The following is a 15,622-nucleotide window of genomic DNA, read 5'->3' as shown; positions in this document are numbered from 1 at the left end:
AAAAAAGGGTGCGTCACAGACTTATGACACACCCTCTTTATATATTTTAAGAAAGCCAGACTGAACTGGCCCCGATTTTTAGAACCAGTAGCCAAGCGCAATTTGCCATGAATTGTTGCGGCTTCTATCACTACCCAAAACGGTTTCGCCCACCTTTTCGAGAGAGGCATCTGCAGTCTTTCCACAAGCAATATTGTAGTTAGCAGAAAGCTGTACGTGGCTCAACAAAGTAACACCAGCACCCACATTGACGCTGAAATTAGACTTCTTCAAAGAATAACTGCTACCAGTATCCCACTTGAAATTCTTATCACCTACGTTGATTCCCCACTGAGGACCCGCAAAGAGAAAGATATTTGCCACGCTGCTCAATCCCCAACCATAGCGTACATTCACAGGAATGTTGAGAGACTTCTGCTTTACATTCTCCTTGAAATATGAATTATCAGATCCCTGATACTTCACGTCAGCCTCTTTCTGATCATAGAGAGCAGCTGCATCGAAACTCAAACCTACTACTGGCAAGGTGATCTTCACCATAGGACCTACGAAGAAACCTGTCTTATTAGAAGCATCGAAGACATCTTTGCTGAAAGACATATTGGTAACGTTCAAACCACCTTTCAAACCAAACTTAACCTGTGCGTTAGCCTGCTGCACGAACAGCAATGATGCCAACAACACCATAAAAGTCAATACTTTTTTCATACCTATTTCTCTATTTTTATTTCTAATAATTGTTGTTCAAATCATATAATTCCAACGATTCTTATCCCAATCATTATGATTCCAATGATTGATATTTCCGATAGTTATTATTTCCAACAATCAGAACCAAACCAATTAATGGCGCTCTCTTCTGACAGAAACGCGGGCTGCACTGGAGGTAGAAGAACCAGAACTGCGCTGGCGACGTCTTCTTACACTCGAAGAAGAACCTGAAGACTTAGAAGAACTTCTGCGGTTCTTCTTGACAGTCTTTGCATCCTTCTTACCGGCATTGGCAATACTATCCAGAGAATCCTTTCTCTCCTGATCGCCCCAGATATTCTTCTCAAAGGCAGCCAATTCAGCCTCTATCCTCTTCTGCTCCTTGCTCATAGCCGAATCAGAAGGACAATATTGGGCCAAAGTCTTGCCCAACATATTATTGGTCTTGTAAATCTTTCCTTTATACTGATTTCTTACAAAGTAATCATCCACACTCATCGTCGCAGCATTGTTCAGATTACTGGTCATAATCTGCTGTTTAGACAAGTAAGGAGCCAGGTCGCTGTACTTCACCCAGAACAAAGGATATTTATTGCCACCATCTCCGAAATCATCCTCACGGGTCATGATAGGACAGAGTGCCAACACCTGAGTATGGAAGGTGGAAGTACGCTGATCAAAATAAGAAGATTCCTTGACATAGTAAGATTTCACTTCGCGGGAAGGAATATCGCTGTTGTCAAGACGCATTCTTCCGTTTGCATCCTTCTCATAATAAATATGGTAATTATCCAGGAATGCCTTTGGCTTCACCAAGTCTGCATCACTGAAACTCTCGTTGCCGTCCAACTTATACTGGTAAGCCTTGATGCGACCTGAGAGTATCAACTTAAACATATAGGTGAACAAGTTTGTCTGACTGCCCAATGGTTCCACAGGATAATACAAAGGCGCATTGGCATCATCGTTGAGATCCAACTCGCGATAGATGTCACGTCTCCATACCACATCCTCATCCATGGAAGCAGTAGTAGGAAACATGATTTGTGCACGGGTCGTCATGTTGTTGGCATTCGACTTCTGCTGAGCCTTTTGCTGTGCCTGGCGGCGCGCTTCAGGTTGAGCGCTGATTCCCAGCGTAACACCTGCAAGCATCAAAAGCATAAATATCTTTTTCATCACATTGATTTTATTTACTTTGATCATTATGTTATGCATTCTGGCAAGTTTTCCATCCCACCCGGAATGAATATCCTGCCCAGATTCGCCTTTTTCCTATTCCAGACTCTCTCTTACCTTACAATCACTTCCATTGCAGCAGAGAGATTGCGGGTAATGCCATCAGGACCAACTGCCTTGATATGAGAAATGTAGAAGCGACGGTTTCTGGACAAGTGGCGGAATTCCTCGCGCTGACGCTGTGAGAAATTGGCACCTGCTGAAGCAAGAGGAACCGCATTTCCCATATTGTCGAAGAATACAGTCTCGAAACTCAGCACCTTGAACGGAATATCGAGCAATCCGTCATCAATCGCGGCATGAATGCCTGTTGCTCCCATCAGAGAAGCCTTTGACAGAGCACCGCCTCTATATCTATTGGTACCCAAAGCCAGATAAGCCGTTGGGTCTGGAAGTTTTCTGACATGGAAAACAAACGGTGGCATCGTACGGGTCTGTCCCTTGTCACGAGCCGTAACTGTAATCGTCACATCCTTTCCTACAGCAGATGGAACTGCCACGAAATGTCCATTTCCCTTGGAGATGAAGGAACCGCCACTCATGCTGGCAGAAATCGCATTGGCAGGAACTCCCGGTACGCTGATACTGATTGGATTGTGGAAACCGGCATAGAGCACATTCATCATGTCGGCTGCCACAGTAGCAGTATTAGGAGCCGGAATCACACTGTACTTCTGCAGGAAATTGCGTCGCAAGACATCTCCCTTGGCATTGTGCATCAGAATATATCCGCTGAACTGGTGTTCGCCTACGCCTCCAGCAGTAAAGGAATACTGCCCATGAGCCGTATTCACGCGCATACCATTCACATAGATTTCCGGTTGCTGGGTAGTATCCACAGCCGCCATCACGATGTTGGCATTGAAGCGCTCGCCAGGATAAAGCGTAGTCTTCTCCGGAATCACAAAGGCATCAAGTTTGTTGACGCGAATATCCTTCATATCTATATTAGAAACGAGGGTATGGAGCACCTCTCCTTCCGCATAGCGCACATCACTCTGCAGTTTGGAGAGCAAAGTGATAGCAGCAGCCACAGGCATATTCTCAAACATATATTCCTGCCAGTTTTTGCCCAAAGTCCTTGAATTCTTTGGCACAACTGTAGCGAGGTTGCTCTGAATGATTTTCTTCTGATGCTCGTCAGTCACCATGGTGAGGATACGCTCACGATAACGGTTGATGGCATCATAGAGTTTCTTGCCTTTCCCCGTACCAGGAGCCAGCATCACGATGCCCGCAGCTTCCAGATTATCCTTGTTCTCGATGTTTTTCACATCGCCATCCTTTCCATCAGCCTCTCTGACGATGGCTTCTTTCAACTGCTGTGCGAAGTTGTAGAGCGAGTCACTCATTTCCTTCACCAGAGTAGCCTTCTCAAACCATTCTTTCACCTTGGCAGGATTCTTCTTCATCTGCTCGCTGAAATCCCCATAGATAGCAGCATTCTCTGCAGAAGAATTGGCCGTGGTACGGTTCAAGCTCTCCTCCACAATAGAGAATCCGTTGAGCACCTCGGTAGAGATGTTCAATGCAAGCATGGCCATGAGGACGACATACATCAAGTTGATCATCTTCTGGCGCGGTGAAACGGGTCTTTTCTTTATTGCCATTTATTTATAACTGAAAAATTCGATTGAATGCTTTACTCTTCACTTACATGTGGGGCAGCAGCTCTCATATTGACAGTCATTGCCTCGATCATGCGAGTATAAATCTTGTTGAGCTGCTCTATCTGCTGAGCCATCTTTCTGCTCTGCTCATTGATTTGGTCGATAGTACCAATCTGCTGACTGGCACCCTTCAGCTGCATTTCATATACCTTGCTGATACCGGTAAGCGTACGGTTCAGATTTTCCATTTCCTCGCTATCACGGGTCAGGCGGCTGCTCTGTTCATTTACCTTTTCGAGAGTTTCTACCAGCTTCTTCAACTCTTCCACATAGTTATTCTGTGCTTCCTCCATTTCTGGAGTTATCTGCTGCTGACCACCAACCCATGCAGTAGAACCAGCTACAGGCTGCTGAACGGCTGCTGACTGAGGCTGCTGAACAGCAACATCAGCATCCTTATCATCTGAAGATGATGCAGAGACAGAAGAAGCTGCTGCAGAAACAGGAGATGAAGCTGTGCCTTCAGAAGTTGCTGCAGAAGCTATGCCCTGAGAAGCAGTAGCACCAGGAGCAAAGACAATCGGCTGTCCCACAACCACAGCATCTCCGGAAACAGGATGAGAACCCGAAACCGGTTGAGAACCAGCTACAGAATTATTTGTATCATAAGTGACCTTGCCCGTCTCCAGATATTCTTCAGTAATATGTGTAGGAATATCACGACCATCGGCAGTCTTATCAAAAGGACGGTCGAAAGCTGACAGGAAGAATACCAATACCTCAGTACCCATACCCAAGAACAACATCAGATTGGCTCCCGGCAAGTGAGTCAACTTAAAGAGTGTACCCAAGATAACGATAGATGCACCCCAACTATATGCATAGTTCAGGAATGTTTGTCCAGGCACGCTATCCATCCACTTTTGCAGACGGTAAACGATATTAAACTTACTGTAATCGCCCATTTTTATTATCTCCTATTCTTTGATTTTGTAGGTTTCTGTTTTGCACTTGATGTTGTTGCGAGACTTCTCACACATCTGAATCCGATATACGAACGAGGCTGGTTCTGATATTCCCAAGAGCGCCATGCCGAACGTATGAAAGACTCAGGGTCCTTCCATGAACCACCTCTCACACTTTTCTTCTTCAAGCGGTAAGGATCTTCCTTGGCTGCATTATAAACAAGCGTTGGATTCAGATCGTTCATGGCATCAACACCCGCTTCCGTATAAATCGTACTGGTCCATTCAGCCACATTACCTGCCATATCATACAGTCCGTTAGAATTAGGAGAATAGATGCCCACCCGGCTTGTTATCAGGTTTCCGTCCTTGGTATAATTACCACGGTCTGGCTTGAAATTGGCATAGAAACATCCATCCCCATTCTTTACATCCTTGTTTTCCCAAGGGAATTCATTCTGCTCCTTACCGCGGGCAGCATACTCCCACTCAGCCTCAGTAGGCAGACGATATCTCTGTATGAAACGTGCCTCAGGACCCAAGCCTTTCAACAGATAGTCCGTACGCCAGGCACAGAATGCATTCGCCTGTTCCCAAGTTACGCCTACCACAGGATAATCATTATAGGCAGGATTGCTGAAATAACTTCTGAGATAAGTCTCATTATCAGAATTCTTGAAGTCATTCACCCAACAGGTAGTATCCGGATAAACATTCACGATATAGGTATTGAGAAAATCCCAAGGTCCACTCAACTGTCGGTTGATGGTCTGTCTCACGATTCTACCCTCATCATCCACATAGGCTGTATCCTTGGAAATCATGACCACCTCGTTCGGATCCACCTCGATGTCAGTATTGAGGTTACGCTCAGAAGCATTGAGACGGTTGCGACGCAAGGCAGCGGCAGTATAATCATAGATTTCATACTTATAGTTGAGCTGACTCCAATCTATCAACTTCTCTCCCGTCACAGGATTGGTCGTATAAAGACTCTCAATGGCACGCAGTTCGTCCTCATTAGGTTTCTTAGGAAGATTCTTCTTCCAGTTGACACGCGGAGGCACTGGTTCACCATTCTTATCTTCCGTAATCATATAAGTTTCATCGCCTCCATAAGAAGGATCAGCAAGACGGGTACGCAAGATAGAATCTCTCACGTAAGCAACAAATTGCTTATATTCTGAGTTGGTAATTTCAGTATCGTCCATCCAGAAACCATCCACAGAGATTTCCTTCACAGGCGTTTTTCCACCCCAAAGAGAGTCTTGCTTTTCCAAGCCCATCTTCAGGAAGCCACGGTTCACCTTCACCATGCCGTAAGGAGCTGGCTCGGTAAATCCCCTGCCAGATACGCCCACGACTTCACCACCACGACCTGCCATCGAGGTAGATTTGGCACCGAAACATCCAGTCAATGCCACCAGCACAAAGGCTGAGCAAAGCCACATGATACCTTTCTTCATATTCATATTATTCTTATACTATAGTATTCTTACACTTTTATGTTTATTTCTTCCTTTTTTTACGAGATTGATGTCAGTCTGATAACCGACAAACAACTCATGACTTCCATTGCCAGGACTGATAGCCGACGTGTACATTTCATAACTGTAACCTAACACCACTCCGTGGAACATTCCACCAACAAGGAACGTAACGGAATTGGTAGGACTATAAGACACACCGCCATACATCATTTTCTTCTCATGCGTATAGACCATCCTGCAACTTACATCTCCTCTCCAGGTCACGCCATCGTATCTGACAAGAGTAGAAGGCTTTATAGATAAAAACGGATTTCTTAACTTAATATTGTATCCGCCAGTCAAATAATAAGTTGCATCTATCTGCATTTCATTCGTTTCACCCATTTCAATCTTAGGGGCATTCAGATGCTGTCCGGAAATTCCCACATACCAGGCACCATGCGAATAATAAAGACCAAAGCCAAGATCCAGTCCGTTACCATCAATCTGAGAGGTGGAGAAAGCAGGGTCATTAGATTCTCCTAAATCCACTTTGCTGCCATCAAAACTTTCACTTAGAAAACCAGCTTGAATACCAGCACTGAGCATACCCTTGAAAAGCCGTTTCTTGAAAGCATATTGCAAAGCCAACTTCTGATGAGTAAACAAACCTATCTGGTCGTTCATGAATTGCACACCGACACCATGATAATTCTTCAAGGCATAGAAAGGCAAATCGGCTCCAGCATACATAGTCCGGGGATTATGCTCAAAACCAGCCATGTCTAATGCATAATCAATATTCACATTTATCTTGGCTTGTTTACCTACCGCACCAGGATTGAAGGAAGGTTCCATATCAAAATAATGACTAAAAGAAGGATCGTACTGAGCATAACAGGTGGTTATACCCAGTATCATCAATAAAGTCGCTATTTTAATTCTTTTATACACGATACTATAACGGATTTTTTCTCAAAATATTGTATGAATTGGGAATAGAGATAAAAAATAAAATGAAAAAGGCTGCCCTTATCCATAAGAGCAGCCCTATCATCACTTAATACTCATCATCATTCCAGAGGAATATTAGGGCTGAATACCAAGCACTTATAGTTTTCCAACTTTTATATCGAACATTTTATTAAGGAGTAAAAGTCGCTAAAAGACCTTTCTAAACCTATCTTGCAACTCCTTGATTCGCTCTAAAAGTTTTTCGAAAGATAAAGTCTGACCATAGATAAAGTGGTTACACATCTCTGCATAATCACCCTCCCAATCCTTCATTAACTCTTGCCTAGGAACGAAATCAATCTCACTCGGCATCAACTTAGAATAATCTACATAACCTACAGCATAGTATATGGAACGATGCTTAACAATACGCTCATACAAGTCTATATCCTCACTGAATCTTTCTATCAAATTCCATCCTTTACTGAGACTTGTACCTCCCTTAAAGATGAGTTGATCTGCACATGAACATTTGAAAAGAGCGTTGAGCACCACAGTTACCCACCAGTCCTTTTCAATTGCAACCTGATTAATACGAAACTTCTCTTCCGCACGTTGCAACATTGCTATTCGTTCATCTATTGTGTGATTTAACCAAAGTGTCATAATGCTCGTTTTTATCTATTATATCAGTTATTAGCCTTCTCATCCATACTGGCATGAGAGTAAGATCTTGTACAAACAAGTCTTTATGTTCCTCTTCATTAACCAATTTTCTTATGGTAGAGAGTTCTTGATTACCTACATTCTTTTGTCCTAATGTCCTAAGAGCTTGTACAAGAAGCGCTGCCAACACTGTCTGAAAAGCAAAGTTCTTAGGAACACTTCTCTTCAACTCTATAGTCCGATTTCCAAGAGTCAAGACTCTTCCACTTCCCGATGTCAGATAAGTATATTTTGTAGGCACCTGTGTTGAGAGTCCAAGTTTGTTGAGCGCTGTAACTCCTGAAGGTTGTATTTGTACCTTATCTCGCTGGGCTATAGCCATCACCATTTCATCTATTGATGGATAGACTATCCCAAATCGGGTATTCTTAGGGCGAAGATAAACCCCATTAGCTAATCGAACTATATTTCCCTTTTTTTCTTCTACAGAAAGTGCACGACTTACCACCTTCTCATTATCATTGATGTCAGAGAAGTCTGAGATGAAGAGAATCTGCCCTTCACTTGTCTCGTATATACGGTTTGCTATTTCTGCCATATCGTTTCCTTTCTTTAATGGTGCAAAAATACAAAAAATCAGCGATATGCGTAACATACCACTGATTAAATTAACTTTTTTTATGTAGAAAACTTTGCAAACATTTTCTACAATCACCTATTCTTATTCACTCTTAGCTGTCTGTGGTACTCACAGCTCTTGCGTTGTAGTTCTTCCTTATGACTGGCATAATATCGACGTTGATACTCTTTTTTCGTGGCAGTTTTTCACTCTTTAAGAGACATACAGGCAAATTCTCCGAATGAATCTGGATACTGCTTGATTATTGCAGTAAAGACTGCGGACAAGACCTGCACGACAATGGAGTTTCCGGCTCGCCAATATAGAGAATAGTCAGAAGTCTTACGATGACGACCATTTATAAACATAAGTTTCGCTATTTGTTCTTTTGTGTAACCTTCTTTACCTCAAATCCGCAACCTATAGGGTTTAGTGGGATTTTGCTTGCAAAGCGACAAAATTCATTTTATTGTACATATTTCTTGCACAACAGAAATGTCGCAGACACAAAATCCCCTTACCCCATAAAGCGACTTGAGGTAATACGCTGGTTTAACCAGAAAAGCATGGTCTTTAACCAAAGTCTGTCTTGAACAGGTTGGCATAAGCATTGTTGTCTGAGTAAATGTTCAATACATGCCTACGTGATGTCTTAATCCATTTCGCAGGAACAGAGATGAACTTGAAAACAAAGGTCTTGATTCTGCTGGTGGCACGCAATCCAAATTCCTGGGTTTTCAATCTCTGCATAATAGCTTTGTAGAAGTTTCTGATGAGAGCTGTCATAAGCAGGAATACAGTATTCTGTGCCATGAACGATTTTGGCAATCGATTCCAGCCAAAGCCATTGTTCATGTCATCAAAGATGCGTTCCTTGCCACCACGAAGATTGTAGAATTCCACGATGTCTCTTGCACTCGACTTGTAATCGTTAGTCAGTATACATCTGTAGGTATATTCGCCTTCCCAAATGTCAAGGTCTCCATCTATTCGCCTTTGTCTCTGTATGACAAGACGATACGGTTTTCCTTTCCATTTCTCAACAAGGATAGAATTCAACTCAAACTCAATACCGTTGATTTCAACAGTTTTCCATCCAGTTAAGGCAAACATGGAATCGTAGAAAGAAGAGCATCTGTTGGCACGAATATAAAAATGCCTGCAATGAGCCTCTACCATATCTACGATTTCCTCCGAACATGAGCCGCAATCCATGCGGGCACGAGAAATATATATTTCCGAAGCCTCCAATCGCTTGAAGATTCTTTCCAAAGTTTCTTTTTGGTTGAAGCGTACGTTTGTGTTGCCGTCTCTATTTTCAATACCAACAATCATGTCGTTAATGACAGCTACACCTGGACTATAGCCCAAGAACTTCTTGTAGGTTGGTTTTGCATCATACTTCTCTGTTTCAATGAACTGATGGTCAAAGTCAAAATCATATTCTTGACCGGATTTCAATTGACCAGTAGCAAGCAGGGCATTGACCAGTAAGCAGTTCATCTTGTCTGCAGTATTGAAATCATAGGATTTGCCAGAAGCAGACTTATAGGTGATGCTCTTAAAAGTCAGTTCTTCGATAGCACGTAATATGGTGTCTGCGCTGCAAGTGCGAAGAGTTGGATGAAGAGACAAATGTTTCATCAGGTGAGTTGTAACATCCTCAATACATGAGCCACCACAAAGATATACGCACATCAGAGAGCGTAGAATCTCGCTATATTGATAACCAAACATAGTGCATCTCAATCCCAAGGTGGAATCTATGGTTTGAGCTAAAAGAGCATCAAATTGCTCCATAATCGAAAAAATTCCCCCAAAAGGAGTGAGTTTCTCAGATTTTATTTGTATCTTTGCCATGTCATATTAGAGTTTTGCTTGTCTTCTTTTCGCAACACTAAGGTAAGTGAAAATTCTGACATGGCAAAATCCTGGGCAACTTTTTGTTGCTCAGGCACTTATAAATAATATTAAACTATAGTGTTGCGGAATTAAGAAACATGAAAAAAAACAGAAAAAAGCAAATCGTAGTTTTGTGTATAGCTTTAGTTTGCATCTTCATCTTGGTGTTCTCATTGTCCCATAAATCAGCTACAAAAGGTAGCGCGAATCCTCCATTAACAGATGTTTTGACTGATAGCATTTCTCAGATTGTCTCGGCTTGTCCTGGTGAAATTGGTGTGGCGGTTATTATTAATAACACAGATACGGTTAGTGTTAATAATAAAAGCATTTATCCTATGATGAGTGTATTTAAGGTTCATCAGGCATTAGCTCTTTGCAATGATTTTGACAAAAAAGGCCTTTCCCTTGATACCTTGGTAAAGATAAATAGGGAAAAACTTGATCCAAAGACATGGAGCCCTATGATGAAAGATTATTCAGCACCAGTTATATCGTTGACAGTAAGAGATCTGTTGCGCTATACTCTTTCCCAGAGCGACAATAATGCAAGCAATATCATGTTTAAGAATATGCTCAATACTGCACAAACAGACAGTTTTATAGCGAAACTCATACCACATTCGAGTTTTCAGATAGCTTATACAGAAGAGGAAATGTCCGCTGACCATGACAAAGCTTACTCTAATTACACATCTCCTCTTGGTGCTGCAATGTTGATGAATCGTTTGTTTACAGAAAGTCTTATCAGTAATGAGAAACAAGATTTCATTAAGAATGCATTGAAAGAATGTAAAACAGGTATAGATAGGATAGTAGCTCCACTTCTTGATAAAGAAGGGGTTGTAATAGCACATAAGACAGGTTCTGGTGATGTCAATGAAAATGGTATTCTTGCAGCTCAGAATGATGTAGCCTATATATGTCTGCCTAATAAGGTCTGCTATACCTTAGCTGTATTTGTTAAGGATTTCAAGGGAAATGAATCACAAGCGTCACAATTTGTTGCGCATATATCAGCGGTAGTATATTCTTTATTAATCAATACTGCGTTAAATTAATATTTAATCGTCTGTAAATCAATAACTTATATTAAGAAATGCTTATGAAAACTTAACTGTAAAAAGTTGGTCAAGTCGCTGATTTTCAGTAACTTTGTAGATCACGACAAATACAATATTACATGAATACAGGACTTGACCAATATATGGATATCTTTAAAGATGCAGTTGAAGATTCAGCTGCAAAGATAACAAAAAGTTTCGAGAAAATACTCATCGAGGTGATAATTTTGTTCATGGTAATACCAAGAAAGATAAATTTCACCCAAATGGGGAGGTATGGCTTGCATGTTGAGCAAACCTATCGCAACGCATTCGGCTTGAAAAAGTCGAAGTGCATTGATTGGCTCAAACTTAATGTCTCACTTGCCAAGCGCTTCTTGGGTAAACAGGGAAGATGGGCTATTGCCATTGATCCCAGCTACATCAGTAAAGCTGGCAAGAAAACACCACATATCGGTCGTTTTTGGTCAGGATGTGCTCAGTCTGTTAAACATGGTCTCGAAATCATGGGTATTGGACTCATTGATATTGATACCAAAGACTGCATGATGTTAAGAGCCCACCAGTCGCTAAATAATAAAGAACTGAGTCTTAGAAACAAGACTATGGTAGATTTCTATATCAGCGTCATTAAGCGTTACCGCAAGGAACTTCTTAAACTCTCAACCCTCATAGTTGCAGATGCTTACTTCTCTACAAGTACATTTGTTAATGGGATAAAGAAAGAAGGTTTCTCTTTGATAAGCCGCTTTCGTGACAATGCTTGTCTCTTTTATGTCTATACTGGTCCACGTACTGGAAAACGTGATCGCCCCAAGACCAAGGATGGCAAGATTGATATGAAGAATCTTGACCTCACTCGAATGGAGAAGATGGAGATGAAAGATATAGAAGGAACAGCTTATACTTTGATTGCCTATTCCAAGGCACTCAAGTGTAAAGTTAGACTTGTCATCTGGCAGATGCCGAATGGCAAGAAGAAACTATTCTTCTCTACAGACACCTCACTTTCGGGTGAAGAGGTACTTCTTTATTATAGAACCAGGTTTCAGATCGAATTTTGCTTTCGTGACGCCAAAGGCTATACTGGTCTTATGGACTGCCAGGCTCGCGATAAGTGGAAACTCGATTTTGCTTTCAATGCTTCGTTCACATCACTAAATGTTGCCAAGGTAACTATGAAGGAGATGGGAATGGAATATTCTATGTCTTCATTCAAGTCACTGATGACCAACATTTATCTGGTGAAACGAATTTTTAAAGCAAGCGGGTACACCCCGAACCGAACTTTAATTAGCAAGATTTTCAAAGATCTCTCGTGCTTACAGCGTATAGCTGCTTAGCACATTATTGAATTATTAACGAACTATTGTACAAAATCAAGTCCGTTTCATTGCAAAATACTGCATAAAAGACTATAATTCAACTGTTTCAAAGATCGAATTGCCCTTTTTTATTGGACAGTAGTGAAATCGATTGACAAGACATAGTATCAGATTTAGCTATCTTTGCATCCCAAATGCATAATATAAAAGTACGCTACCACATTGTAGGAAAACAAGAAGAGTTGCAAGAGATATATGACCTCTATCAGACTTTCATACAGAAAGAACGCCCTGCTATGGAAGAAGACGAGGCCGATGATTGGGAAGGAAACATCATCTTAGCTCTTGGTGTGGACTATGGGACTTGCAATCTCTGTGGTAATATCAAGAAATGCGAACTTTCAGAAGGCTTTCTCTATATAGAAGCGGAAGAACTCGCATTGATTACTGACTTCCGCGTTCTTCTCAAAAATCGTTTCAAGGATTTGGAAATCTATTTCGCTACAGAAGATCCAGAAAACGAAACATATATGACTAATGATGCAGATGGCAAGCATTTTCACGACCTGCCTGATGATCATTTCATAGCTCCATTAGATTATTGACGTATGGGACCAAAAACATTTCTAGCAGCTCTAATGTGCCTAATCATCGTAGCCCTCATGTGCTCACCCATTTTCCTCGTATGGCACGGTTTTACTATGGGTGGTTCAGTAATAGTCAGAATAGCATTTATCGTGATAGGGCTCATTCAATTGCGTTTATTCAAGCCAATTTCTAATCTTACTGGCAAGGACTACAAGATATTCTGATAGTTTCGACTATAAAGGCTACAAATTTGATCGAAGGTGGTATCACTCTGTTTAGCGTGATACCACCTTCTTTTGTTTGGCATTCATATCAGGAATGAAGCAGAAGCCAAGTTTGCTTACTACAGTCGCAAGGTTGTCTGGCAAGAATTCTGCATAAACTCGCTCTGTGACGCCTGTTGAAGCGTGACCTAACAATCTGCTTATCTCACTGATTTCAGCTCCGTGTGCAAGCGCTAAAACTGCCCAAGTGTGTCTTGATACATGGAAAGTCAAGTCTTGATTCCATTTTAAATCATGAGATATACAGCGAAGCGAAGTATTGATGGTATTATTCCAGGAATTTCTACGACGGTATATCGCCTCATGGTCATTTATATCGAAGTTCTCTGGCAATAGATCAAAAACAAAGACTTTGTTTCTACCCTTCCATTTTTCAAGAATACGAATGAGTGGTTCACTCAAAGGTATGGTGTTTCGGTTTCTCGTCTTGACTTGTATTTTACTGATGAAATTCTTGTTGAAATCAATGTCTTTCCATCGGAGCGTCATCACATCAACCATTCGCATACCGCAAGCATGGAAGGCAAAAAGCCACATCTCCAAAAACTCTTTTCGTCGAGGTTGTTCGATGGTATTATAAACGGAAACTAACTCAGCAAGTCTCTCTTCAGTGAGATACTTGATATTCCTCTCTTCTTCATCAAGCCGGTTCTCTTCTTTCATATACAAGTCCTGGAGAGATGCATTAAGCTGATGAGAGATATAACCTAACTGACAAGCATATTCACACGCCTGAAGAATCGGACATAGAGTCTTGTTGACTGTTGTTGCTTTCTTTTTTGCCAAGAGTCGATACTTACGGAAGTCAAGCAATAAGTCTTCACTAATATCTGAGACATAAATGAATTCCTTATGCTCACCATGTGTACCTTTGTGTTCAAGCAACAGGTATTCCTCAAACTGATTGAGATATGAAATACCATTCTTGCAAGTACTGAAACCTATCTTACCTTTCTCATAACGTTTTTCCATCAACTCTTTAGCAAACTCTATGAAGTCTTTTCCTTCATCAGGTCGCAAAGCATTGTCATTGTCTTCGAGAAAAGATCGAATCACATCACAAGTAATATGTTGATGCATTTCATAATACTTATGTATCTTCACATCTATGTCTTCGATACGCTTATGAAGAACATGATTATAATACTTATAGTCAATATCAGTCGTGGCACGTATTTCACCAATACCGCAATAGCCTTTCTCATGCCATTCCTTTACTGACACACTTATACCAGTTGATTTACGAATAGAATCAGCATGCCAATTGTATTCTATATACAATGGATACTTTTTACCAGACTGCACCATTTTTGGTATACGCAGTCTCAATCGTCCTTTCGGATAAAGTCTTGAAATTCTTCCCATATTAAAATACCTTTTTATTAATTATGGCACTATGTACGCGAAGATAGTAGAAAAGTTTATCATATCACTCCTTTTTTATAAACTTCAGATGATTTTAGTATGAAGTAAGGAGAATAAGAAGAGAAGAAAAGATGAAATTAACCGATCTGAAAAGAAAGAATTTCAGGATATACCGATTATTGATCATTTAATTATGTAAAATAAGGCCATTAGAACGGTAAAATTGGCGGTAAAAGACGGCAAAAAGCCATATAGGAATTTCATGAGAAATCACCTATATGGCTCATTTCCATTATCTTATACTGATAATCGTAATCGATGAACGATTAGTACTCGTCATCATTCCACAAGAAGTCATCCTTTGAAGGATAATCAGGCCAGATGTCTTCGATGCTTTCGTAAACATCGCCTTCGTCTTCTATCTCCTGCAAATTCTCTAGAACTTCTAGAGGCGCACCAGAGCGAGTTGCATAGTCAATCAACTCTTCTTTTGTTGCAGGCCATGGTGCATCTTCAAGCTTTGAAGCCAATTCAAGTGTCCAATACATAGCTCTATAATTTAACGTTTCTATTAATTTGGCTGCAAAAGTAATACTTTTATTTTAAACTCCAAATATTTATGGAACAAATTTACGCACAAATCAATAATTTACATTAAAATTCTGCTTAAATTTGGTTTTATCGAAGAAAACTATACCACAATCAACCAAATCAAAGGTCAAAACGGTACAATTATCAGCTACGAGACGCAACCATACTTTTTTATATTCTGCATCGAGATTGATGTCTGTAACTACTAAAACTGTATCATCAGACACATTCAAGAGAAACTGCTGGAAATCCTCTCTCTTTAGCAGGGAA

The 15,622-nt window shown here is 40.9% G+C and carries 15 protein-coding genes (1 of these 15 only partly in view); 3 read left to right on the top strand and 12 right to left on the bottom strand.

From position 1 onward, the window contains the following. Positions 1-78 precede the first annotated feature (78 nt). The 9 genes from DW917_RS07435 to DW917_RS07395 all read right to left on the bottom strand — a co-directional run bounded on the left by DW917_RS07435 (position 79) and on the right by DW917_RS07395 (position 10,093). Positions 79-708, bottom strand: coding sequence for a porin family protein (locus DW917_RS07435; protein WP_118117392.1), 630 nt, complete (start codon positions 706-708; stop codon positions 79-81). Positions 709-843: 135 nt separating this feature from the next. Beyond that, a complete protein-coding gene (gldN, locus tag DW917_RS07430) occupies positions 844-1,890 on the bottom strand; it encodes a gliding motility protein GldN (protein WP_118117400.1) in 1,047 nt (348 codons plus the stop codon). Between the two features lie 113 nt (positions 1,891-2,003). After that, positions 2,004-3,560: a gliding motility protein GldM gene (gldM, locus tag DW917_RS07425; protein ID WP_118117390.1), complete on the bottom strand. Its 1,557-nt coding sequence runs from the start codon at positions 3,558-3,560 to the stop codon at positions 2,004-2,006. Positions 3,561-3,592: 32 nt separating this feature from the next. Beyond that, positions 3,593-4,525 carry a gliding motility protein GldL gene (gldL, locus tag DW917_RS07420; protein WP_118117388.1) on the bottom strand — a complete coding sequence of 311 codons (933 nt, stop codon included), beginning with the start codon at positions 4,523-4,525 and terminating at the stop codon, positions 3,593-3,595. 5 nt (positions 4,526-4,530) lie between these two features. Next, positions 4,531-5,991, bottom strand: a complete 1,461-nt coding sequence (locus tag DW917_RS07415; RefSeq protein ID WP_022110542.1) for an SUMF1/EgtB/PvdO family nonheme iron enzyme — start codon at positions 5,989-5,991, stop codon at positions 4,531-4,533. 18 nt (positions 5,992-6,009) lie between these two features. Further along, the gene (locus DW917_RS07410) at positions 6,010-6,948 is read right to left on the bottom strand and encodes a type IX secretion system membrane protein PorP/SprF (protein ID WP_118117386.1); all 939 of its coding nucleotides are present in this window, start codon (positions 6,946-6,948) and stop codon (positions 6,010-6,012) included. 207 nt (positions 6,949-7,155) lie between these two features. After that, complete coding sequence (locus DW917_RS07405) at positions 7,156-7,614, bottom strand: nucleotidyl transferase AbiEii/AbiGii toxin family protein (RefSeq protein ID WP_118117384.1); 459 nt, start codon at positions 7,612-7,614, stop codon at positions 7,156-7,158. Further along, positions 7,583-8,212 (bottom strand): DUF6088 family protein, encoded by a 630-nt coding sequence (locus tag DW917_RS07400; RefSeq protein ID WP_118117382.1) that lies wholly within the window; start codon positions 8,210-8,212, stop codon positions 7,583-7,585. The genes DW917_RS07405 and DW917_RS07400 overlap by 32 nt, the downstream gene beginning before the upstream one ends. Positions 8,213-8,806: 594 nt before the next feature. Further along, entirely contained in the window at positions 8,807-10,093 is a 1,287-nt protein-coding gene (locus DW917_RS07395) for an IS1380 family transposase (protein ID WP_118117380.1), read from the bottom strand. 140 nt (positions 10,094-10,233) lie between these two features. Here DW917_RS07395 and DW917_RS07390 point away from each other — a divergent pair, with 140 nt between their 5' ends. The 3 genes from DW917_RS07390 (at position 10,234) to DW917_RS07380 (ending at position 13,129) form a co-directional block, all read left to right on the top strand. Beyond that, entirely contained in the window at positions 10,234-11,196 is a 963-nt protein-coding gene (locus DW917_RS07390) for a CfxA family broad-spectrum class A beta-lactamase (RefSeq protein ID WP_118117378.1), read from the top strand. A 122-nt stretch (positions 11,197-11,318) separates the two neighbouring features. Beyond that, positions 11,319-12,542 carry a transposase gene (locus tag DW917_RS07385; RefSeq protein WP_118117376.1) on the top strand — a complete coding sequence of 408 codons (1,224 nt, stop codon included), beginning with the start codon at positions 11,319-11,321 and terminating at the stop codon, positions 12,540-12,542. Positions 12,543-12,718: 176 nt separating this feature from the next. After that, positions 12,719-13,129, top strand: a complete 411-nt coding sequence (locus tag DW917_RS07380) for a hypothetical protein (protein WP_118117374.1) — start codon at positions 12,719-12,721, stop codon at positions 13,127-13,129. 258 nt (positions 13,130-13,387) lie between these two features. Here DW917_RS07380 and DW917_RS07370 read toward each other — a convergent pair whose 3' ends face one another. The 3 genes from DW917_RS07370 to DW917_RS07360 form a co-directional block, all read right to left on the bottom strand. Further along, entirely contained in the window at positions 13,388-14,761 is a 1,374-nt protein-coding gene (locus DW917_RS07370) for a tyrosine-type recombinase/integrase (RefSeq protein WP_118117370.1), read from the bottom strand. A gap of 326 nt (positions 14,762-15,087) precedes the next feature. Then, complete coding sequence (locus DW917_RS07365) at positions 15,088-15,309, bottom strand: DUF2795 domain-containing protein (RefSeq protein ID WP_006848869.1); 222 nt, start codon at positions 15,307-15,309, stop codon at positions 15,088-15,090. 93 nt (positions 15,310-15,402) lie between these two features. Further along, a protein-coding gene (locus DW917_RS07360) for a hypothetical protein (RefSeq protein WP_118117368.1) crosses the window boundary here: on the bottom strand, positions 15,403-15,622 show its 3' portion. 260 nt of this gene lie beyond the right edge of the window; 220 of the gene's 480 nt are visible here — the last part of the coding sequence; its start codon lies off the right edge, out of view; the stop codon is at positions 15,403-15,405.

It is taken from the genome of Prevotella sp. AM42-24 (assembly GCF_003461825.1).
Classification (GTDB): Bacteria; Bacteroidota; Bacteroidia; order Bacteroidales; family Bacteroidaceae; genus Prevotella; species Prevotella hominis.
This window is presented reverse-complemented; position numbering and strand designations above follow the sequence as displayed.